The 20253-nt window shown below is 73.3% G+C and carries 19 protein-coding genes; 6 read left to right on the forward strand and 13 right to left on the reverse strand.

The annotated features are described in order from the left end of the window. Position 1 precedes the first annotated feature (1 nt). The 6 genes from AC07FK_RS11140 to AC07FK_RS11165 form a co-directional block, all read right to left on the reverse strand. Entirely contained in the window at positions 2 to 907 is a 906-nt protein-coding gene (locus tag AC07FK_RS11140) for an NAD-dependent epimerase/dehydratase family protein (protein WP_479104549.1), read from the reverse strand. A 6-nt stretch (positions 908 to 913) separates the two neighbouring features. Beyond that, a complete protein-coding gene (locus AC07FK_RS11145; protein WP_479104551.1) occupies positions 914 to 1627 on the reverse strand; it encodes a nucleotidyltransferase family protein in 714 nt (237 codons plus the stop codon). A gap of 32 nt (positions 1628 to 1659) precedes the next feature. Further along, the gene (locus AC07FK_RS11150; protein WP_479104553.1) at positions 1660 to 2667 is read right to left on the reverse strand and encodes an SDR family NAD(P)-dependent oxidoreductase; all 1008 of its coding nucleotides are present in this window, start codon (positions 2665 to 2667) and stop codon (positions 1660 to 1662) included. A gap of 42 nt (positions 2668 to 2709) precedes the next feature. Further along, a complete protein-coding gene (locus tag AC07FK_RS11155; protein ID WP_479104555.1) occupies positions 2710 to 4065 on the reverse strand; it encodes a hypothetical protein in 1356 nt (451 codons plus the stop codon). Next, entirely contained in the window at positions 4062 to 5567 is a 1506-nt protein-coding gene (gene pelF / locus AC07FK_RS11160) for a GT4 family glycosyltransferase PelF (RefSeq protein WP_479104556.1), read from the reverse strand. The genes AC07FK_RS11155 and pelF overlap by 4 nt, the downstream gene beginning before the upstream one ends. Before the next feature lie 77 nt (positions 5568 to 5644). After that, on the reverse strand, positions 5645 to 7774 hold the full coding sequence (locus tag AC07FK_RS11165) for a hypothetical protein (protein WP_479104558.1): 2130 nt from the start codon (positions 7772 to 7774) through the stop codon (positions 5645 to 5647). 475 nt (positions 7775 to 8249) lie between these two features. Between AC07FK_RS11165 and AC07FK_RS11170 the strand changes: the two genes are divergently transcribed. Next, complete coding sequence (locus AC07FK_RS11170) at positions 8250 to 8738, forward strand: isochorismatase family protein (RefSeq protein WP_479104559.1); 489 nt, start codon at positions 8250 to 8252, stop codon at positions 8736 to 8738. Positions 8739 to 8836: 98 nt separating this feature from the next. Here the strand turns inward: AC07FK_RS11170 and AC07FK_RS11175 are convergent, their stop codons facing one another. Then, entirely contained in the window at positions 8837 to 10102 is a 1266-nt protein-coding gene (locus AC07FK_RS11175; protein WP_479104561.1) for an acyl-CoA dehydrogenase family protein, read from the reverse strand. Between the two features lie 231 nt (positions 10103 to 10333). Beyond that, entirely contained in the window at positions 10334 to 10792 is a 459-nt protein-coding gene (locus tag AC07FK_RS11180) for an RrF2 family transcriptional regulator (protein WP_479104563.1), read from the reverse strand. A 97-nt stretch (positions 10793 to 10889) separates the two neighbouring features. On the opposite strand from AC07FK_RS11180, the gene AC07FK_RS11185 reads away from it, so the two are divergent. From AC07FK_RS11185 to AC07FK_RS11200, 4 genes are all read left to right on the forward strand, one after another. Then, complete coding sequence (locus AC07FK_RS11185) at positions 10890 to 11114, forward strand: hypothetical protein (RefSeq protein WP_479104564.1); 225 nt, start codon at positions 10890 to 10892, stop codon at positions 11112 to 11114. 587 nt (positions 11115 to 11701) lie between these two features. Then, entirely contained in the window at positions 11702 to 13360 is a 1659-nt protein-coding gene (locus tag AC07FK_RS11190; protein ID WP_479104566.1) for a catalase, read from the forward strand. A gap of 172 nt (positions 13361 to 13532) precedes the next feature. Continuing rightward, positions 13533 to 13991, forward strand: a complete 459-nt coding sequence (locus AC07FK_RS11195; protein ID WP_479104567.1) for an SRPBCC family protein — start codon at positions 13533 to 13535, stop codon at positions 13989 to 13991. Positions 13992 to 14022: 31 nt separating this feature from the next. Next, positions 14023 to 15660, forward strand: a complete 1638-nt coding sequence (locus AC07FK_RS11200; protein WP_479104569.1) for a phytoene desaturase family protein — start codon at positions 14023 to 14025, stop codon at positions 15658 to 15660. A gap of 67 nt (positions 15661 to 15727) precedes the next feature. Here AC07FK_RS11200 and AC07FK_RS11205 read toward each other — a convergent pair whose 3' ends face one another. Together AC07FK_RS11205 and AC07FK_RS11210 are read right to left on the reverse strand one after the other, a co-directional pair. After that, on the reverse strand, positions 15728 to 16243 hold the full coding sequence (locus AC07FK_RS11205) for an ANTAR domain-containing protein (protein ID WP_479104571.1): 516 nt from the start codon (positions 16241 to 16243) through the stop codon (positions 15728 to 15730). 221 nt (positions 16244 to 16464) lie between these two features. Then, positions 16465 to 17181, reverse strand: a complete 717-nt coding sequence (locus tag AC07FK_RS11210) for a flavodoxin family protein (RefSeq protein ID WP_479104573.1) — start codon at positions 17179 to 17181, stop codon at positions 16465 to 16467. Between the two features lie 238 nt (positions 17182 to 17419). Here AC07FK_RS11210 and AC07FK_RS11215 point away from each other — a divergent pair, with 238 nt between their 5' ends. Continuing rightward, entirely contained in the window at positions 17420 to 17908 is a 489-nt protein-coding gene (locus AC07FK_RS11215) for a GtrA domain-containing protein (RefSeq protein WP_479104575.1), read from the forward strand. 97 nt (positions 17909 to 18005) lie between these two features. On the opposite strand, the gene AC07FK_RS11220 is transcribed toward AC07FK_RS11215, so the two are convergent. The 3 genes from AC07FK_RS11220 to AC07FK_RS11230 form a co-directional block, all read right to left on the reverse strand. Next, a complete protein-coding gene (locus AC07FK_RS11220; RefSeq protein ID WP_479104577.1) occupies positions 18006 to 18398 on the reverse strand; it encodes a hypothetical protein in 393 nt (130 codons plus the stop codon). Between the two features lie 52 nt (positions 18399 to 18450). Further along, on the reverse strand, positions 18451 to 19308 hold the full coding sequence (locus tag AC07FK_RS11225; RefSeq protein ID WP_479104579.1) for an NlpC/P60 family protein: 858 nt from the start codon (positions 19306 to 19308) through the stop codon (positions 18451 to 18453). 85 nt (positions 19309 to 19393) lie between these two features. Then, a partial coding sequence (locus AC07FK_RS11230) for a WD40 repeat domain-containing protein (RefSeq protein ID WP_479104581.1) occupies positions 19394 to 20253 on the reverse strand: 860 nt, incomplete at its 5' end.

Here is a 20253-nt window from a genome sequence, read left to right on the forward strand (position 1 = left end):
CTCACCGGGCTGCCGGGACGGTGGCCTCGCGCGGACCGGCCCGCCACAGGTCGGACAGCGACTCGGCCAGAGCGCGCTGCGGCTCCCACCCGAGCGCGGCCCGCGCCGCCGTGACGTCCGCGCACTGCCACGACACCGCGGACGACCGGGCGGAGCCGCCGCCGGTCTCCTCCAGACCGCCGGTGAACCCGGCGGCCCGCACCAGGCCGTGGGCGATGTCGCGCACGGCGGTGGCCCGTCCGCTGCCGATGTTGAGCACGGCCGGCAGCGGCCCGGCGGCCGTCGCCGCGCGGACGACGGCCGCCGCCACGTCCCGTACGTCGACGAAGTCGCGGTATGCCGACAGGTCCCCGACCCGTACGGTCCCCGACCTCCCGGCCCGGAGCAGTTCCCCGGCGAGGCGTCCGGGCAGCCCGGCGGCCGGCGCTCCCGGACCGACCGGGTTGAAGACGCGCAGGACGACGGCGTCGAGCCCCGAGGCGGTCACCGCCGCGGTGCCCGCCAGCTTCGTCGCCCCGTACGGGCCCTGGGGCCGGGTGGCGGCGTCCTCCGCGACGGCCTCACCGGGCGCGGTCGGGCCGTACTCGGCCGCCGAGCCGAGATGTACGAGGCGCGCGCCGGGCGCCGCCGTCGCCATGGCCTCGCAGAGCGCGGCGGGTCCGCGGGCGTTGACGTCGGTGAGCCGTACGGCGCTGCCGGACACCAGGCCCGCGCAGTTGACGACGACGTCGGGCGCCGCCTCGCGCACCGCGGTCGCGAGAATTCCGGGGTCGGCGGTCAGATCGAGCGGCACACCGGCGGACGGGGACCGGCCGCCGTCGAGCAGCCGCACACCCGGCAGGGCGCGCAGCCGCTCGGCGGTGTGCCCGCCCAGGAATCCGGTGGAGCCCAGGACGAGAACGCGCATGCCCGCTCACGCCCCCTTGAGGAGGAGGCCGCGGTGTGTCGTGAACTCCGCGTTGGCCCGGTCGTAGTCGTCGGGGCGGCCGATGTCGAGCCAGTAGCCGTCGAACTCGTAGGCGTGCGGGGGCTTCTCGGCGGCGAGCAGGTCGAGGACCAGTTCGTCGAAGCCCAGCGGCAGGCCGGGCGTGTAGCCGGCGAGGGTCTCCCGGGAGAGCCCGTAGACGCCCATGGAGACCCGGTAGTCCATGCTCGGTTTCTCCGCGAAGCCGGTGACCCGCCCCGCCTCGGTCGTCAGGACGCCGAAGTCGATGGCGACCTTGCGGGCGTACGTGGCGACCGTGAGCGGGGCCCCGGAGGCCCGGTGGGAGCGGACGACCTCGCCGTAGTCGAGGTCGGTCAGGATGTCGCCGTTCATCACCAGGAAGTCGTCCGGCAGTCTGTCCATCATGGTGAGCAGGGGGCCCATCGTGCCGAGCGGGCTGTCCTCGGTGGAGTAGCCCACCCGCAGGCCCCACTGGGAGCCGTTGCCGACGTACGCGCGGATGATGTGGCCCAGATGACCGATGGCTATCGTGCAGCTGGTGAAGCCGCTCGCGGCCAGCTGGCGGAGCACGATCTCGAGGATCGCGTGCTGGTCGCCGATGGGCACGAGCGGCTTGGGAAGCGCCGTCGTGTACGGCCGCAGCCGAACGCCCTTGCCACCGGCGAGGATCACTGCATGCATGGAAGGCCCCTGTTCGTCGCGTGCGGTCGTGGTCAGATGTTGTAGATGCCGGTCTTGTAGCGGGAGAGGTTGCCGGGGTCGCGGAAGAAGTCGACGGTGTGGCCGAGCCCCTGCTCCAGGTCGTGCTCGGGTCGCCAGCCCGTGGCGGTGCGCAGCCGCGTGGCGTCCGCGACCAGGCGCATCACCTCCGAGTTGGCCGGCCGGATGCGCTGTTCGTCCTCGCGTACGTCCAGGTCGGCGTCCATCAGCTTGCCGATGAGCCGGGTGAGTTCGCCCACCGAGATCTCACCGCCGGTGCCGGCGTTGAAGGTCCGCCCCACGACCGCCTCGGCGGGCGCCGTGCCGACGGCGAGGAAGGCGCGGGCGGTGTCCTTGACGTACAGGAAGTCGCGGGTGGGACGGAGGTCTCCGAGGGTGATGGTCCGCTCCCCGGCCGCGACCTGGCCGATGACGGTCGGAATGACCGCGCGCATCGACTGGCGCGGGCCGAAGGTGTTGAAGGGGCGCAGCGTGACGACGGGGGTGCCGAAGCTGGCGTGGTAGCTGTCGGCGAGCCGGTCGCCGCCGGCCTTCGACGCGGCGTACGGGGACTGGGTGCTGATGGGGTGGTCCTCGGTGATCGGCACGGTCTGCGCGGTGCCGTACGTCTCGCTCGTCGAGGTGTGCACCAGGCGCGGCGTGCCCTGCCTGCGCACCGCCTCGAGGACGTTGAGGGTGCCTGTCACGTTGGTGTCCACGTAACTGTGCGGGGCCTGGTAGGAGTACGGGATCGCGATGAGGGCGGCCAGGTGGTAGACGGCCTCGGCGCCTTCGATCAGCTGGTTGACCGAGCCCGGGTCGCGGACGTCGCCGAGGACGATCTCGACCTGGTCGAGGGTCTCGGCGGACAGGGTCTCCAGCCACCCGTAGGAGGAGAAGGAGTTGTACTGGGCCATCGCGCGGACCCGGTGGCCGGCCGCCACGAGCGCCTCGGTGAGGTGGGAGCCGATGAAGCCCTCGGCGCCGGTGACGGCGACGAGAGACGGTGCGGGTGCGGTCACGGGGACGCTCCTTGGGTGTGGAGGGATGGGACGGCGAGCGGTTCAGCGGTGTGCGGTGGGCCTGCCGAGGATCCGGCAGGCCAGGTACAGGAGGACGAGGGCCGCGACGCCGCGGCAGAGCGGCTGGGCGAGTCCGGTGGGCAACCCGGCCGCCGGGGCGGCGGCCTCCGCGGCGGCCGCCGTCAGGCAGACCGCCGCCGACGGCCACGCCACGCCGAACGCCTGGAGCAGCAGGGCGGTCCACAGGACCGCCCCCAGCCCGAGCAGCGGGGCGGCGGCCGCCCCGGTGAGCAGGGCGCCGGCCGCCAGCAGGGCGACGTACGCGCCCAGGCACAGCACCAGGGCGCGGGCGGCCCGCAGGGCGAAGTCCCGCGGTGCGGTGCTGGCGCGCAGGGCCGCGACGGCGAGCCCCCGGTAGCGGTAGAGCAGCCACTCGGCGAAGCCCATGCTGAGGGTGAGGACCACCACGGCGTACGGGTCCACCGCCCCGGTGAGCGTCGCGAGCACTCCGGCGGCGAGGCCGAACAGCCCGTACGGCAGGGACGCCGCCGGCCCCGGCGCGGCGCCCGCCGCCACGGGGGCCGAGGCCAGTTCCCGTACCCCGCGGGCCGCCGTGAGCGCGGCGAGGCCGGCGGTGGCCAGCAGCACCGCCACCGCCACGGCGGCCGGCGGCCGCCACCACAGGGTGGTGGCGGCGCCCCCGGTGACGGGCATCAGCGTCAGCAGGAGCGTCCGCTCGCGGCCGAGGACCAGGAGCACGGTGGCCGCGCCCAGGTAGCAGGACTGCCCGGCGGCGAAGGCCCCGGCGGGCCCCGGCCCCGCGAGGGCCAGGCCCGTCACGGAGGCCGCCAGCGCCCCGGCGGGAGCGCCGAGTCGCAGCGTGCGGCCCGCGGCGGCCGCTCCGGCGGCGGCGAGCCGCAGATGGGCGCGGTGGCTGAGCGCCTGGTTCCACGCCCAGGCCACGAGACCGGCGGCGACCAGTCCGGTGACGGCCCGCGCGCCCTCCAGCAGCGGGGAGCCCAGCACGTAGGCCAGGCCCGGCAGCGAGAAGACCAGCCCGCGCACGGCGCACCGCAGATGGTCGGGGCGCCAGGGATCGGCGGCCGGCGGCGGTTCGGGGTAGTGCCGGGGGACCCGGGCGTACAGGTCGGCGGCCAGCGCGAACAGCCCCGGACGGCCGTAGCGCGTGCTGATCTGATCCCCCGTCAGGCCGTCTGACTCCAGCAGCGCGGCGACCTCGTAGGGGTGGACGGCGGCGGACACGGGCTCCATCAGCCGCTCGGCGAGTTCGTCGATCGGATCGGCGGCCCAGCTCGGCCGCCCCCTTCCCCTCCGCTGCCGGGGCAGGGCGGGCAGGCTGCCGCCCTCGCCCGGCAGCAGGCGCAGCGGGCCGCTCATCCGAGGGCTCCGGCGTGCCGGTCTTCCCGCCACCCGGGCAGGTCCGCGCCGTCGCCGGCCCGGCCGGCGGCCAGTTCGGTGTAGATGGAGCGGAAGGTGTCGATGGTCTGCCGGAGCGTGAACTGCTCGATGACCCGCAGCCGGGCCCCCTGCCCCATGGCGGCCCTGCGCTCCGGGTCGCGCAGCAGTTCCAGGGCCGCGCGGGCCATGGCCTCCGGTTCCCTCGGGGGCACCACGAGACCGGTGTCGCCGACGGCCTCCCGCACTCCGCCGACGTCGGTGGAGACGGTGGCGCGCCCGCACGACATGGCCTCGATGAGCGTGAACGGAAAGCCCTCGCTGATGCTGGAGAGCATCACGGCGTTACCCGCGGCGTAGGCGTCGCGTATGTCCTCGACCCGCCCCTCGAAGACGACGGCGTCCGCGTGCCCGAGCTCCGCCGCGAGCGCCTCGCAGCGCTCCCGGTACGCCTCGCCGCCGCGCGGAGTGCCGCCGAACAGCCGCAGGCGGGCGTCCGGCATCTCGGCCCGTACCAGCGCGAAGGCCCGGATGAGGGTCTCCAGGTCCTTGATCGGGTCGACCCGACCGGCCCAGCTGAGGGTGGGTGTCTCCGGCTCAGGCCCTGCGGCCGGGAAGGCCGCCGGGTCGACGCCGTTGTAGACGGTGCGTATCAACTCCGGTGGCGCGCCGCCCTGTTCCTCCCAGAGCCGGTTGTAGCGGTTGCCCGGCGTGATCAGGTCCGCCGCGCGGTACGTCTCCTCGGCGAGCAGCCGGAAGAAGCCGAGCAGCAGCGCCTTGACCGGCCACCGGTAGGGGCCCGTGCGGTAGCCGAGGTAGCGCTCGCGCAGGTAGACGCCGTGCTCGGTGAGCAGCAGCGGTACGCCGTACAGCCGCCGCCCGACGAGTCCGGGCAGTACCGCGAGCCCCCCGCTCACCGCATGGGACACGCCCTGCTCCGGCGGGGCGGCGGTGAGCGGGCGCAGCGCGTGCTCCAGCAGGTCGGTGGCGGTCAGGGCGTCGTGCAGGGTCGGCCGGGCCGCGTGCACCGGCAGGCCGGGGCGGCCCCACACGGCGGCCAGGACGCCGACGGCCTGGTCCGTGCGCAGCGCGGGGGCGAGCTCCCCGTCCCTGGCCGAGCGGGCCAGTTCGTACAGCGCGGGCGCGAACTGGTCCTCGGCGCCGGGGTCGAGGAGCGCGGTCAGGAAGCGCTCGTACGCCGCCATCAGCTGTCGGCGGCGACGGCCGCGCGGCGCCTTGCCGACCGGGTCGGGGCCCCACATGGGGACGGTGACGGGCGGCGCGGCGTGGGCGGGCAGCTCCCAGGCGAGCGGCTCCCGGCCGGTGCCGGTCACCGCGATCACCCGGAAGTCGAAGTCGGGCATGCCCTGGACGAGTTGGTCGCACCAGACGCTGACGCCGCCGTGGCTGTGCGGGTAGGTGCCTTCGGTGAGGAGGGTGACCCGCGGCGCGCCGGGCGGCGGTACGCGGAGTAAATCGGGCATGACGAGACGTTCCCCCGTGGTGATGCGGCGCTGTGCCGGCCGAGTGCGGCTGCGGTGGTGCGGTGGTCGGGCGCGGATCAGCCGGTGACGCCGTACGGCACTCTCGCGCGCACCCCGGCCGGCACCGGCAGGCGCGGGGCACCGGCCCGCACCCGGTCGGCCCGGTCCGCCGAGGAAGCCTGGGCGGTGGCGCCGGCGGGCAGCGTGAGCGTCACCCGGTCCTGGAGGAGTCCGGGCGAGACCCAGCCGGAGAGCGATCCGGCGTACGGGCTGCCGAACGCCTCGCTGCCGAGCAGCACGTTCTGCCGGGTGCCGGCGGGCATGGTGAGGGGCGCGCGCACGCCGCCGGGCGCCCGGACGGTGACGGTGTCGCCGACGCGGTACGCCGTCACCTGCCCGGCCTTGACGGCGGTGTTCCACGCGGCACGGTCGCGCAGTTCGGCGCCGATCTGCTGCTGGCGCAGGTTGACCAGCGGGGTGTTGTCGGCGTACAGCCCGGCGTAGTCGCCGATGACGCGGTCCAGCACCGGGTAGGCGATCCGGTCCTCGGCGAGGTTGGACTGGTGGATGAAGTGCGGCCGGGGGTCGTTGGCGAGGACGTGGCCCAGCCCGATCCGGGCCTCCAGCGGGACGATGTAGTCGGCGTAACCCGTGACCGTGTCGAGCGGCTCCTCCAGGCAGGTGGTGCCCGCCGCGCTCTCGCAGACGCCGCTGCCGCCGTCGGAGGCCCTGGTGTAGATCCAGTTGTACTCGTCGATCTGCTCGGTGACGCGGCCCGCGTTGTAGAAGACGTTCATCGGGTAGCGCGGCACGGTGAGCGCGGGGCCGACCTTCCGCTGCGCGCGGTCGCGGGAGTTGTCCGAGCCGAGCCAGGTGACGGCGTTGTCGGCGAGGGCGGGACCGAGGTTCGGGTTGTCGTCGGGCTGCTGCGGCAGGATCTTCAGACCGGAGTGCTCACCGGTCACCAGCTCGCCCGTCGCCAGGGGCAGTCCCGCGCGCTGGCCCCAGGACCGGTTGTCCCTGATCTGGGTGGAGATCTCGGAGCGGGTGACGTACCGGGTGCTTCCGTCGGCGTTCCTGGCGCAGACCCACGGCACCACCGAGACGTCCTGGACGCAGCCGAGGAAGGGGTGGTTGTACGTGTGGTTGATCCACCGGTAGGCGTTCTTGTCGGCGAAGAGCTGCTGGGCCAGCGGGTCGGTGCCGCCGTGCTCCTCCTTGTAGAGCTCGCTGCCGCCACCGTTGTACGCCATGTCCAGGGTGAAGCCCTTGGCCGCCGACCACTGGGCCGCGTACGCGGCGTCGGCGGCCGTCATCCGGATCGGGTCCGGCTCGCCGCCCTGGCCTGGCGCGCAGTCCACGTCGCCGGGCGTGCAGTTGAGCTCGGTGTCCCAGCGGTCGTCGGCGGCGAAGACGTCGTCGACGTGGACCGCGAAGTAGTTGCGCGACGCGCCGGCGCGCACGCCCTGCGTCATCCAGTCGACGATGCCGCGGGCGAGGAGCCGGAACTGCTGCTGGTACTGGTTGTAGACGAAGCCGACGACCAGTTCGCGGCGCCCGTCGTGCCGGTACTCGCCGACGATCGAACCGCGCTGCCCGGTGCCCGGCACCGGCGCCTCGACGTAACTGGTGAAGTCCGCGCCGGGCAGGGGCTTGGCGGCGTACCCGTAACTCTCACCGACGGAGGGGGAGTTGTCTTCGAACGGTATGCCGCCGTCGAGATAGCCGAACGGGCCGGCGGCGCCGGCGGGGGTGACCTCGGCTCGCACACCGTCCAGGGAGCCGCTGTAGCCGCCGTTGGCCGGGTGGTCGAGGCCCACGTCGGGCCTGGCGTACGTGTAGGCGTCGACCTGGGGCACCGCGAAGGTCTTCTCGTACGCGACGAGTGCCTGCATCTCCGCCGAACCGGCCCCGAACGGGTTGTCGTTGGGCAGCACCACGGCCTGGTACTTGGCCCGGGGACGGCCGTCGAGCGTGTCGGCGAGAAAGCCGCCGTTGATCACGGGGCGGTCCCGGCGGGTGAGGTCGACGGTCGTGTACGGCGTGCCCGCGCCGTCGAGTTCCGCGGCGATGGCCGCGGTGGCGGGACCTCCGTCGCTCACCACCAGCACGCGCAGGTCGACGCGCGGCGGGACGGGCGCCGCGACGGCAGCGTGCGCCGGCGCGAAGAGCGTCGTCGCGAGCGCGGCGGCCAGCGTGGATCTCATGGCCCATCGGACCGTACGGCTTGTGAGGTGCATGGGTCCCTTCCCGCAAAGGGCATGCCGGACGTGCGACCGGCGTGCCCCTGCCCCCAGCGGATGGGGCGCCCGGACAGCCGCCGCCCGCTTCCCGCTCTGTCGGATCACATAGTGGGGTCATGCATGAAGAATTTGTGTGGGCGTAGTGAAACCTGGCGAGAAACGGACCTGACCGGGCGGGCTCCGGGCCGCACGGGCCGAGCCGCCGCACGCCCCCGCGGCGCCCTCGGTGAGGGAGATTCCGCTTCGTCGCCACAGCTCACGGGCGCTGAGTGCATCCGTCGCGCTGACCGGCGCACTCATAGGGTCTAGACCACGGAAAAGGTTCCCGCACGACTTGTCGAATTCAGCCATGTGGGGGAACGGGGGGAACAGGGGTGCCCGCGAACGGCCGTGCGGCAAAGCCCGGCCGCTGTCGGCGCCGGGGCCTACGATCGGCTGCGTGACCACGGCCCTCATCCTGATCGACCTGATGCCGCGCATCGTCGCGCTGCCCCTCGCCCCGCACACCGGCGAGGAGGTGCTGGAGCGCTGCCGCCGTCTCGCCGAGGCGTTCCGGGCGGCCGGCCGCCCGGTGGTGCCGGTCCGCGCGGAACGCCCCGGTGTCGCCGAACAGCCGCCCGGCAGCGGTTTCGCCGACGGTCTGGTGCTGCCGGGAGACATCGTGATCGTGAAGAACGCCGTCGGCGCGTTCCACGGCACCGGCCTCGACGACCGGCTGCGCGGTCGCGGCGTGGACACGGTGGTGCTCGCCGGGCTCGTCACCACCATGGGGGTGGAGTCCACCGCGCGGGCCGCGAGCGATCACGGTTACGAGGTGGAGTTCGTCGTCGACGCGATGTCCGGATTCGCCGCGGACGAGCACGACTTCGCCGTGCGGCGGATCTTCCCCCGGTTCGGCGAGGTGAGGGAGACGGCCGACTACGGCTGAACCGGCACTCGCGGTCGGGCCCCTTCCCGTACGGGCGCTGCGGGGCGGACGCCCGGGACCGGTGCTGACGGTCGGGCCGGCCGCCGCCTCCGCGCGCGTCAGGCGCTCCGGGTGAGGCGGGGGCGCGTGCCGCTGAGGTAGTGGTCGCCGATGTCGCGGAGCCTGTCGGCGGGGGAGAGCCGTGCCGACAGGGCCTGTGCGTTGCGCCAGAACCGGTCGAGTCCCGTACCGCCGTCGAGGCGGCCCGCGTCGCCGGTCAGTTCCAGGACGCGGGCGGTGACGTGCGCGGCGCACCTGCTCGTGACGGCTTCGGCGGCGGCGACGAGGACCCCGATGTCCGCGCGTGCGTCCACGCCGAGTTCCCGCCCGGCGAGCAGCCCGCGCGCCAGGGCGTCCGTCGCGCGCTCGGCGACGGCCGCGGCGGTGTGGGCGTCGGTCGCCAGTTCGCCGTACGCGAGCAGTACGTACGGGTCGCCGCTCGGCCGCGCGGCGTACGCCTCGCCGGTGCTCGCGTGCGCCCGGAGCCGGGCGCGCGGCGTGGCGCGGCTGAGGTCCCGCGCCTCGGCCAGCGCCCCTTCGGTGATCCCGAGCCCGACGTGGGCGAGGAGGAGGCCGAGCGCGACGGGGGAGAGCGAGCCGAAGGGGGAGGCGGCGTGCTCGTCGCGCGGAACGGTCCCGAGCACGTCGTCCGCGCCCACGGGCACGTGGTCGAAGCCGACGCCGCCGGCTCCGGCGAGCCGCTGGCCGAGGCGTTCGTCCGCCGTGTCGGTCCGCACGCCGGTGTGAGCCGGGTCGACCAGGACGATCAGCGGTTCGCCGGTGCTTCCGCACGTCGCGCCGAGGACCAGCCGGTCGGCCACGGTGACGCCCGCGCGGAGGTCCCTGCGGCCGTCGAGCACGTACCCTCCGCGGGTCGGGGTGAGCGTGAGGCCGGGCCCCTCGTCCTCCTCGGGTGGGCGCGTACTGCCCGCGAGCAGCCACTGCTCCGCGACGGCCCTGCTCTCGAACGCCGCGCACGTGCGCGGGACGCCGAAGAAGCGGGCGCTCCAGGACAACGCGCAGTGGTGCGCCAGCAGTTCACCGACGGAACCGTCGGCCGCCGAGATCTCCCGGATCACGGTACAGGCGGTGCGCCAGTCGGCACCGGGGCGTCCGGGGCCCGGAGGGGTCAGCAGGGCGGGCAGCCCGGCTTCCCGCAGCCGCGCGACCTCGTCGTACGGCGGCTTGCCCGCACGGTCGCGGATGATGGCGTCGGCCGCCAGGTCGTCCGCGAGTTCCCGGACGACGCGATGCCATATCGCCTCCTGGGCGGCCTCGTCCGCCTCCGTGGACGCCTTCTTCTGCGCGGCAGATCTGCTCGGCACTCCGCTGCTCACCTCGGCGGCCCCATCCCTAGTATTCCCACTGGATTAGTAGGGATATTGTCAGAGGTGATGCCCCGGCCCAAGAGGGCGACCAAGAGGTGGACGGCGCATTCCGGCCTTCGAGACGGCCGTCGAGACACCTGAGGAGCGGCCACGCACGGAGCGGCCACCGGACGGTGGGGCGGGCTGTACGGGTCTGCAGCCGCGCGCCCGTTCAGCGGGCCGGACGGCTCAGGGGTTCGTCCAGGCGTCCGGCTGCTCGGCCAGGGCCGACACGGCGGCGGGCAGCGCGGCGGTCGCGAGATCCGCCAGCGTCACCCCGTCCAGAACCTCGCGGACGTTGGCCCGCAGCGCGATCCAGAGCGGCAGCAGCGACTCGGCCGCTCCCGTGTACGACAGTTCCGGCGGGCGGACCCCGCGCACCGAGACGAGTGGCCCGTCCACGACGCGTATGACGTCCGCGACGGTGATGGCATCGGCGGGCTGGGCCAGCCGGTACCCGCCGTTGCCGCCGCGCCGGCTGACCACGAGCCCGCCCCGGCGCATGTCGTTCAGAATGCCTTCGAGGAACTTGTGCGGAATGTCCTGGGCCTCGGCGATGGCCTCCGCCTTGAGTGGCTCCGCGTCCCGCGCAGCGGCGAGTTGCAGTGCGGCGCGCACCGCGTAGTCCGCCTTGGCTGAAATCCGCATGCCCGCATTATTCCGCACCGGTACGGGTGCGCCGGGGGAGTGGGCGCGGGGCCCCCGCCCGGATGCGTGCGGCGGCGCGCCGGGGGACGCTGGAGCCATGTCCGGACACATGCCTGTGATCGTTCATCCCCCGCTCGGCGACAGCGGTCGTCGTGTGACGGTGCGCGGTGAGGACTTCGGCCTCGCGTCGGGCCTCCCCGACCTGGTGGAGTTCCTGAGCCGCGCGGGGCTCGACATGGAGGACACCGAGGCCGTGGTGTCCCCGCTGATCGACTGGCGGGGCGGCGGCCCGGACTACTGGGGGGCCGAGCCCCGGTTGTGACGGGCGTTTCGCAGGGCTGCCCCGCGAACCTCGTCGACCGCTCGTCGTCATGGACGCGGGTGGCAGGTCGGGCAGGCGTTCCCGGGGCTCGTCGGGAAGGGCAGGGCAGCGCCCTGGCCGGGGAGCGGCGGCAGCGGCGCGGTGGCGGCTTCGGCCGGCGCGCCTCCTCGCCCGGCACGCCCCCGAGGGGCCAGGTGCCCGGGACCGGGCCGTCGCTGGTCGTCGCCGGTCATGCCCCCCCCTGCATCCGAGGCCCGCAGCCGGGACGCCGGCGCGCCGCTGCGGCGTACGTGACCGGCCACGGTGACCGGGGTACGGCCCCCGGCGCCTCCTCGTCCGGGGCCGACCACCCGTACACGGAGATCAGAACCGCGTCGCCGGGCCGCTCCCTCCGAGGGGCCGGTGGGCCCGGGCGAAAGCGGGCCGATCGCATTCCGCCGGGGCGGCCGTATGACTTCTTCGCCGAGGGGTACTGGCGCAGGACGGCGACGCACCTTCGCCACACCTTCGGGCGAGCCGGGCTTCTGCGCGAAGGGGAATAGTGTGGAGTAATCGGCACAAAAAGGGCATAGAAGGGGTTGAAGATCGTGACGGATGTATCCGGCAAGGGCCCGTCCCCGGACGATGACCGGAAAGTACTGACCAACCGGCAGGGCCACCCGGTCTACGACAACCAGAACCAGCGCACGGTGGGAGCCAGGGGGCCGGCCACCCTGGAGAACTACCAGTTCCTGGAGAAGATCAGCCACTTCGACCGCGAACGCATTCCGGAGCGCGTCGTGCACGCCCGGGGCGTCACAGCGTTCGGATACTTCGAGGCGTACGGAGCGTGGGGCGACGAGCCGATCAGCCGCTTCACCAGGGCGAAGCTCTTCCAGGAGCGCGGCAAGCGCACCGACCTGGCCGTACGCTTCTCCACCGTGATCGGGGGCCGCGACTCCTCCGAGGCGGCTCGCGACCCGCGCGGATTCGCGGTGAAGTTCTACACGGAGGACGGCAACTGGGATCTCGTCGGCAACAACCTCGGCGTCTTCTTCATCCGCGACGCCATCAAGTTCCCGGACGTCATCCACGCGCTGAAGCCGAACCCGGTCAGCTTCGAGCAACAGCCCCGGAGGATCTTCGACTTCATGTCGCAGACCCCCGAGAGCATGCACATGCTCGTCAACCTGTTCAGCCCCCGCGGCATCCCGGCGGACTACCGCCACATGCAGGGATTCGGCGTCAACACGTACAAGTGGATCAACGACGAGGGTGAGTCCGTCCTGGTCAAGTACCACTGGCTGCCCAAGCAGGGCGTACGCAGCATGACCGAGGAGGACGCGGCCAACGTCCAGGCCGAGGGGCTCGGACACGCCACGAAGGACCTCTACGAGGCGGTGGGCCGGGGCGACTACCCGGAGTGGGAGCTGGTCGTCCAGATGATGGAGGACCACGATCACCCGGAGCTGGACTTCGACCCGCTGGACGACACGAAGACCTGGCCCGAGCAGGACTTCCCGCCGAAGCCGGTCGGCAAGATGGTCCTCAACCGGATGCCGGACAACTTCTTCGCCGAGAACGAGCAGATCTCCTTCGGCACCGGTGTGCTGGTCGACGGCCTCGACTTCTCCGACGACAAGATGCTGGTGGGCCGTACGTTCTCCTACAGCGACACCCAGCGGTACCGCGTGGGGCCGAACTACCTCCAGTTGCCCGTCAACCAGGCCAAGAACGCCGACGTGCGCACCAACCAGCGCGACGGCCTGATGACGTACCACGTCGACGGGGCCGGGGAGAACCCGAGCGTCAACTACGAACCGTCGATCACCGGCGGTCTGCGCGAGGGCCAGTACCCCACGCACGACGAGCAGGGCCCCGAGATCCGCGGCCGGCTCACGCGCAAGCGCATCGAGCGCACCAACGACTACATGCAGGCCGGTCAGCGCTTCCGGCTCATGGAGGACTGGGAGCGCGACGACCTGGTGCACAACTTCGTCACCCTGCTCTCGGACTGCGACCGTCCCGTGCAGGAGCGCATGGTGTGGCACTTCCTGCTGGTCGAGAACGAGCTCGGCCTGCGGGTCGGCGAAGGGCTCGGGATCAGCCCGCAGGATGTCGCCGGTCTGGAGCCGCTGGCCGGCCAGGACCTCACCGACGACGACCGCAAGCGGCTCGCGAACCTCGGCGACAACCCGCCGCGTGACGTGACCGGTCTGACCATGACGCACTGCGTTCCCAACGAACGGCACGTCGTCACCCGGTGACGACGACCGGAACCGGGCCCGGCGGGCGGCCCTCGCGCGTACACGCCGTGTGTACGTGCGGAGGCCACCTGCCGGGCCCGTTCGCCGTCTCCGGGAGGCCGGCGGGAATGCCCCGCCCTAGGCTGGGCACTCGGGGGCCGCTGATCGTTTCCGTCCAGGCGCTGGAGGACCCATGGCCGTACGTCATCAGCTGATCCGCACGTCGCCCGAGGCGGTGTGGGAGGTCCTGTCCGACGGGTCGCGCTACAGCGACTGGGTCGTCGGCACCGCCGACTCACGGCCGGCCGAGGGCCATTGGCCGGACGTCGGCGCGTCCATCGAGTACACGGTGAACATCGGACCGTGGACGCTGACGGGCCGGACGATCGTCCGCCGGGCCGAGCCGCCGTACGAGATCGAACTCGAGGCCGACAGCGGCGCGCTCGGCACCGGGAGGATCGCCATCGAGGTCCGCCCCTGGGGGGACGACGCCCTGGTCGTCCTCGACGAGCACCCCCTGCGCGGTGTCGGCGGCGCACTGCACAACACGGCGCTCGACGCCGTGATCCAGCTGCGCCACCGCAGCATGCTGGGCAGACTCGCCAAGGTCGTCGAGAGCAGCAGCCGCAGGGGCGCGAACGCGCCGTCCTGAAGCGCGGGGCCAGGGTGAACAGGAGGCAGCGATGCCGGACGCCGTAGTCATCGGCGCGGGCCCCAACGGGCTCGTCGCCGCGAACCTGCTGGCCGACGCGGGCTGGACCGTCGAGGTGCTGGAGGCCCAGCCCGAGGCCGGCGGTGCGGTCCGCAGCGACCGGGGGGTGCATCCCGACTACGTCAGCGATCTCTTCAGCGCCTTCTATCCGCTGGCCGCCGCCTCGCCTGTCCTGGCCCGCCTGCGACTCCACGAGCACGGACTGCGCTGGAGCCACGCCCCCAGTGTGCTGGCGCATCCACTGGCCGACGGCCGGTGCGCGGTGCTGGAACGCCGCGCCGCGGACACCGTCACCGGCCTCGACGGGTTCGCCGCCGGTGACGGCGCGGCGTGGCAGGGGCTGTGCGACATCTGGGACCGGCTCTGCCCGGACATCCTGGGCGCCCTCTTCACCCCCTTCCCGCCCGTGCGTTCCGCCGCCCGCCTCGCGGCCCGGCTGCGCGGCGCGGGCGGCCTGCGCCTCGCCCGCACGATGATGCTGCCGGTACGCCGCCTGGGGGAGGAGGAGTTCCGCGGCGAGGCGGGGCGGCTGCTGCTCGCCGGCAACGCCCTGCACGCGGACCTGGCCCCGGAGGCGGCGGGCAGCGGAGGCTTCGGCTGGCTGATGTCGATGCTCGGCCAGAGCCACGGCTTCCCCGTGCCGACCGGCGGCGCGGGCGAGTTCACCGCCGCGCTAGTGCGCCGCCTGGAGGCCCGGGGCGGGGCGGTGCGCTGCGGCGAACGCGTCGCCGAGGTCGTCGTACGGGCGGGGCGCGCCGTCGGCGTGCGCACGGCGGGCGGCGAGGGGGTGCCGGCGCGGCGGGCCGTACTGGCGGACGTGGCTGTTCCGGACCTGTACGGCGGTCTGGTCGACGTGCGGCACCTGCCCGGCCGGTTCGTGCGGGACCTGCGCGGCTTCCAGTGGGACTTCGCCACCTTCAAGGTCGACTGGGCGCTGGACGGCCGTGTGCCGTGGACCGCCCCGCAGGCGTCGACCGCGGGCACCGTGCACCTGGCCGACGGGGTCGACGGCCTCACCCGGTTCGCCGCCCAGATCGCCATGGGCCAGGTGCCCGACGAGCCCTTCGCGCTGTTCGGCCAGATGACGACGGCCGACGCCTCGCGCTCGCCGGCGGGCACGGAGTCGGCCTGGGCGTACACGCACGTCCCGCACGTGATCAAGGGAGACGCGGGCGAGGACGGCCTCACCGGAACCTGGGACGAGCGGGAGCGGGAGGCGATGGCGGACCGGGTGGAGGCCCAGGTCGAGCGGTACGCGCCCGGTTTCCGGTCGAAGATCCGGGCCCGCCGTGTGCTCTCCCCTCCGACGATGCAGGCGATGGACGCGAACCTCCACGGCGGCGCCATCAACGGCGGCACGACCGCCGTTCACCAGCAGCTCTTCTTCCGTCCGGTTCCCGGCACGGGCCGCCCCGAGACCCCCGTGCCGGGGCTGTACCTCGCCTCGGCCGGCGCACACCCCGGCGGCGGCGTCCACGGCGCTCCGGGGGCCAACGCGGCCAGGGCGGCGCTGTGCGCCCGCTCACTCGGCGGCGTCCTCAGCCGTACCCAGCGCATGCTCAGCCGGCGCGACAGGAGCGGCGAACGCGCGGGTCCCGACCCGGCGTGAGGCATGCCCCGACGGCGTGGGGCGCGAACCGCCCGCCGACGTCCCCGGACGCCGGGCGGGCGCCCGCTCACACGGCGGTGTCGGGCCGGGCCGCGCGCGGGCCGAGCCGTGCGAACGCGTTCTGCAGGGCGGTGCGCAACGGCCCGCTCGGGGGCGGTCCGTCGACGCTGTCGACGAGACGCTGGGCGATCTCGCGCAGTTCGATGTTGGTGTGCCGCGAGACGTCCACCAGGACCTGGAACGCCTCCTCGTGGGTGCAGTCGCCCAGCGTCATGACGATGCTGCGTGCCAGACCGATCACGGGGCGGGCCTCGAAGGTGTGCCACAGGACGGTCAGTTCCCTCTTGGGCGCCTTCCCCGGGGGCGCCGGGGCCGGGACCGCTTCGAGGGCGGCCCGGGCGGCGTGGTACTGGGCGGCGTCCGACGCGTGCCAGGACCGGTCGTCGTGTTCCCGGTGCACGGGAGCCTCGCTGTCCGCGGTGACCATGTCCGCGGCAACGTCGTCCGCGGTGATCGTGTCCGCGGCAACGTCGTCCGCGGTGATCGGGTCCGCGGTGATGGTGCGGTCGTCGTTCGTCGTCATGACTCCGGCCCTTCTGACCAGTCTGCCGAGGGTCCCGGATGCGTTCAGGGAGCGGTCGGCGGCCCGCCGTTCGGACGTGCTTCCTACGTGATTCCCTGTTTCTGCCGGTTTGAGGCGGTGGGGGGTGATGCTGATGCCGGACGGCCGCCGGCTCGGGGCCCGTGATCAGCACTTCCCCGGCACCGCGAACCCGGCGGCCGCGCCGCTCGCAGGTGCGGCGCTCAGCGGTGCTCGGGGTTGGGAAACTCCGACCGGCAGCCGGCGTCCCAGGCGGAGCGCTGGTTGCCGTGCGCCGGGATGCCGCCCGCCCGCTTGAGGAGGGCCGCCAGGTGCATCAGGTTCCAGCTCATGAAGGCCGTGTTGCGGTTGGTGAAGTCGTTCTCGGGACCGCCCGAGCCGGGGTCCAGGTAGGAGGGGCCGGGCCCCGCTTCGCCGATCCAGCCCGCGTCGGCCTGCGGCGGGACGGTGTAGCCGAGGTGCTGGAGGCTGTAGAGGACGTTCATGGCGCAGTGCTTCACACCGTCCTCGTTGCCGGTGACCAGGCAGCCCCCGGCGCGGCCGTAATAGGCGTACTGGCCCCGCTCGTTGAGGATGCTGGAGCACGCGTACAGCCGCTCGATCACCTGCTTCATCACGGAGCTGTTGTCGCCGAGCCAGATCGGTCCGCACAGCACGAGGATGTCGGCCGCCATGACCCGTTCGTACAGGCCGGGCCAGGCGTCGGACTCCCAGCCGTGCTCCGTCATGTCCGGCCACACACCGGTCGCGATGTCGTGGTCGACGGCGCGGACCACCTCGGTCGTGACGCCGTTGCCCTCCATCACGGCGCGGCTCCTGTCGATCAGCCCCTCCGTGTTGCTGACCTCGGGGGAGCGCTTGAGCGTGCAGTTGACGAACAGGGCGCGCAGGTCGTCGTAGCGGTACGTCGTCGTGGTCATCGGCGGCTCTCCTCACAGGTCGTCCCCCGGGCCACCCTGGCGCACACCAGCGCGGATCCGGCGCACCGACCCGGCCCTTCCCCGGTGCGGCGGCCGGACCCGGGCGCGCCCCTAGGGGCGCGGCGGCGGAAACCCCGACAAGAGTCGGGGGAGGGCTCTGCCGCTCGGGTGATGTGTGCCCGGGGTGCGGTGCGGTGGAATCGATCCAACGGTCCAACCGCTCCCCGGAGGCTTCCCCGTGACCACCCGTACGCGTTCGCATCCGCGTTCGCACCCGCGTCCGCACCGCCCGGTGATCGCGGCCTTCGTGCGCTTCGTCGTGTGCGGCGGCGGAGTGGGGCTGGCCTCCAGCGGTGTGCTCCTGGTGCTCCACGAGCGGATGCCGCTGGCCGTGGCCAACGCTCTCGTCACCGTCGTCTCCACCCTGATCGCGACCGAACTGCACGGCCGGGTGTCCTTCCGCAGCGAGCGCGGAGGCTGGGCGGTCCATCTCCAGTCCGGCCTCACCGTCCTGGTGAGCTACGCGTTCACGACGGGCGCGCTGCTCGGCCTGTACGCACTGCGCCCCGCGCCCTCGGTCCTCACCGAGCAGGCGGTCTACCTCACGGCTTCCGCCCTGGCCGGCATCGGCCGGTTCGCCGTCCTGCGGCTCGTCGTCTTCGCCGAACGCCCCGCTCCGGCCGCCGAACCGGCGTTCAGCAGGGCGGCCGTGGCGATCGCCGCGTAGCTCCGGTCCACGACACGCGCGTGTGCCGCCCCTCGTCGGCCGGGGGCGGCACACGCGTTCAGTGCGGCGGTACGGTCACTTCAGTGCGGCGACAGGGTCAGCACTCGCGCAGGCCGGGCGCCGGGTCCACCGAGGTGTGGACGTCCACGGCGGCCATGTTGCCCCACTGGCCGTTGTCCAGCTGGGTCCAGTACCAGATGTTGTTGCCGCCCGGGTGGCTGTCGCCGCGGCCCCAGCACTGGAACCAGCTGAACGTGGTGTTCATCTGGCCGCGCACCGCCGAGTGGTACGACCGGTGCGCGTAGCCCTTGGCGCCGGCCCGGTTCCCGCAGTACAGCTTGCCGTCCGAGCGGACGCCGCACTCGGCGGCCGGTCCGGCGGGCGCGGCGGTGGCGGGAGCGGTGACGCCCGCCAGGCCGGCCGTCAGCGCCGTCGCGGCGACGGTGACCGCGAGCTTCTTGGCCAGGGTGAGCTTGATGTGCGTGTTCATCTTTTTTCTCCTTGAGGTGGGGTGCGTGTGGTGCGTTCGGTGGCAGGTGCGTCTAGCGGCAGGTGGGCACGCCGTCGAGCCAGGCAGGGCCCTTGATGTAGATGTTGGTGATCCACGCCCTGTGGTCCGGCAGGTAGGACCAGGCGTCGTTCGTGATGCCTTCGGCGGTCACGGACTGGGCGTGCTTCTGGCACTCGACCCGCACGGACGTCGGCCCGGCGAACTTGTGCACCCGGGCGCTCGTCGTGGACGCCTCGGCGTGCGTCCACACGTCCGTGCCCCACGTGCTGAACGTCCCCTGTCCGGGCGTTCCGTCGATGCGTACGGCGCCGAAGTAGTCGCCTCCCGTGCGCACGTCGCTGACCGTGATCCGGGTGCCGGACTGCCTCGCCTCGACCATCCTCCCGGCGCCGAGGTAGATCGCGACGTGGTGGACCTTGTTGGCGTTCCCGTAGACCAGCAGGTCGCCGGGAACCAGCGGACCGGTGCCCTCCGCGGCGCCGAAACGGGCCGTCGCGTGCGGGCTGTTGTACTGACTGTGGGCGTTGCCGTTCAGGATGTCCCTGCCGGTCGCCTCGGCGTAGGCGTAGCGGACCAGGCCCGAGCAGTCGAAGCCGCGCCGCTGCGGGTCGTGTTCGCTGGCCGGGTCGGTCGGATCGACCGTCCCGTACGTCGGCCCGGGATCCGGCCCGTGGCCGCCGCCCCACGAGTACCAGACGCCGATCTGCGAACAGGCGGCCCGTACCGCCTTCTCGGCCGCCGCCGGCGCTCCGGGCGCGAGGACGTCGCACCCTTCGGCGGCGGCTGTGTGAGAGGCGGCCCGAGCCGGCTGTCCCGCCTCCGCCGGCCAGGCGACGAGCGACAGTGCGACGGCCGTCGCCGCTGCCGCCGCTCTTCCTCGATTGCGCATGTCTGAGTCCCCGTTCGTCTTCGTGAGTCAGGATTCCGGTGGTCGCCTTGAGGCGGTTCGCACAGTTTGACGGGTTCGGCCCGTTCTACCTGTTCGGCCCGTTCGGTCCCGCCCTTCGAGACTGGGGCGCGGGACCCGCGGCTGTCGAGGACTCAGCTGTCTCCCGGTGCGACAGGAAACGGGAAACGCTGCGGGAAACGGCTGTCACGTCGGTGTTCCACAGCCGTACGGTGCCGTCGTTGCTGCTGCTGACCACCCTCCGCGTACGCGGGTCGAAGACCACGCCCCACACCGCGCCGCTGTGGCCGGCGAGCGTGGCGGTGAGGCGGCGGCGCGTGGTGTCCCACAGCCGCACGGTGCCGTCACTTCCGCTGCTCGCCAGCGTCGCCCGGTCGCCGCCGGCTTCCCCGCCGGGGTCGAAGGCGACCGCCCGTACCGCGCCGCTGTGGCCGGTGAGGGTGGCGGTCTGCCGCCGGCGCGCGGTGTCCCACAGACGCACCGTTCCGTCGTTGCCGCTGCTCGCCAGCGTGCGCCCGCCCCGGCTGTAGGCCACACCGCGCACCGATCCCGAGTGCCCGCGCAGCACACCGCGCGCCCCGCGGTCCGCCACGTCCCACAGCCGCACGGTCAGATCGTCGCCCCCGGACGCCAGCGTCCCGCCGTCCGGACTGAACGCGACCGCGTTCGCGAAGTCCTGATGGCCCGTGAGGGTGGTGAGGAGCCCGCGGCGGCGTACGTCCCAGAGCTTGACCGTCCGGTCGGCGCTCGCGGAGGCGAGGAGGCGTCCGTCGGGGGAGAACGCGACGCCGAAGACCGAACCGGTGTGGCCGGTGAGGGTAGTGAGGAGCCTGCGGCGGCGTACGTCCCAGAGCTTGACCGTCCGGTCGGCGCTCGCGGAGGCGAGGAGGCGTCCGTCGGGGGAGAACGCGACGCCGAAGACCGAAC

It is taken from the genome of Streptomyces sp. NPDC046122 (assembly GCF_056429965.1).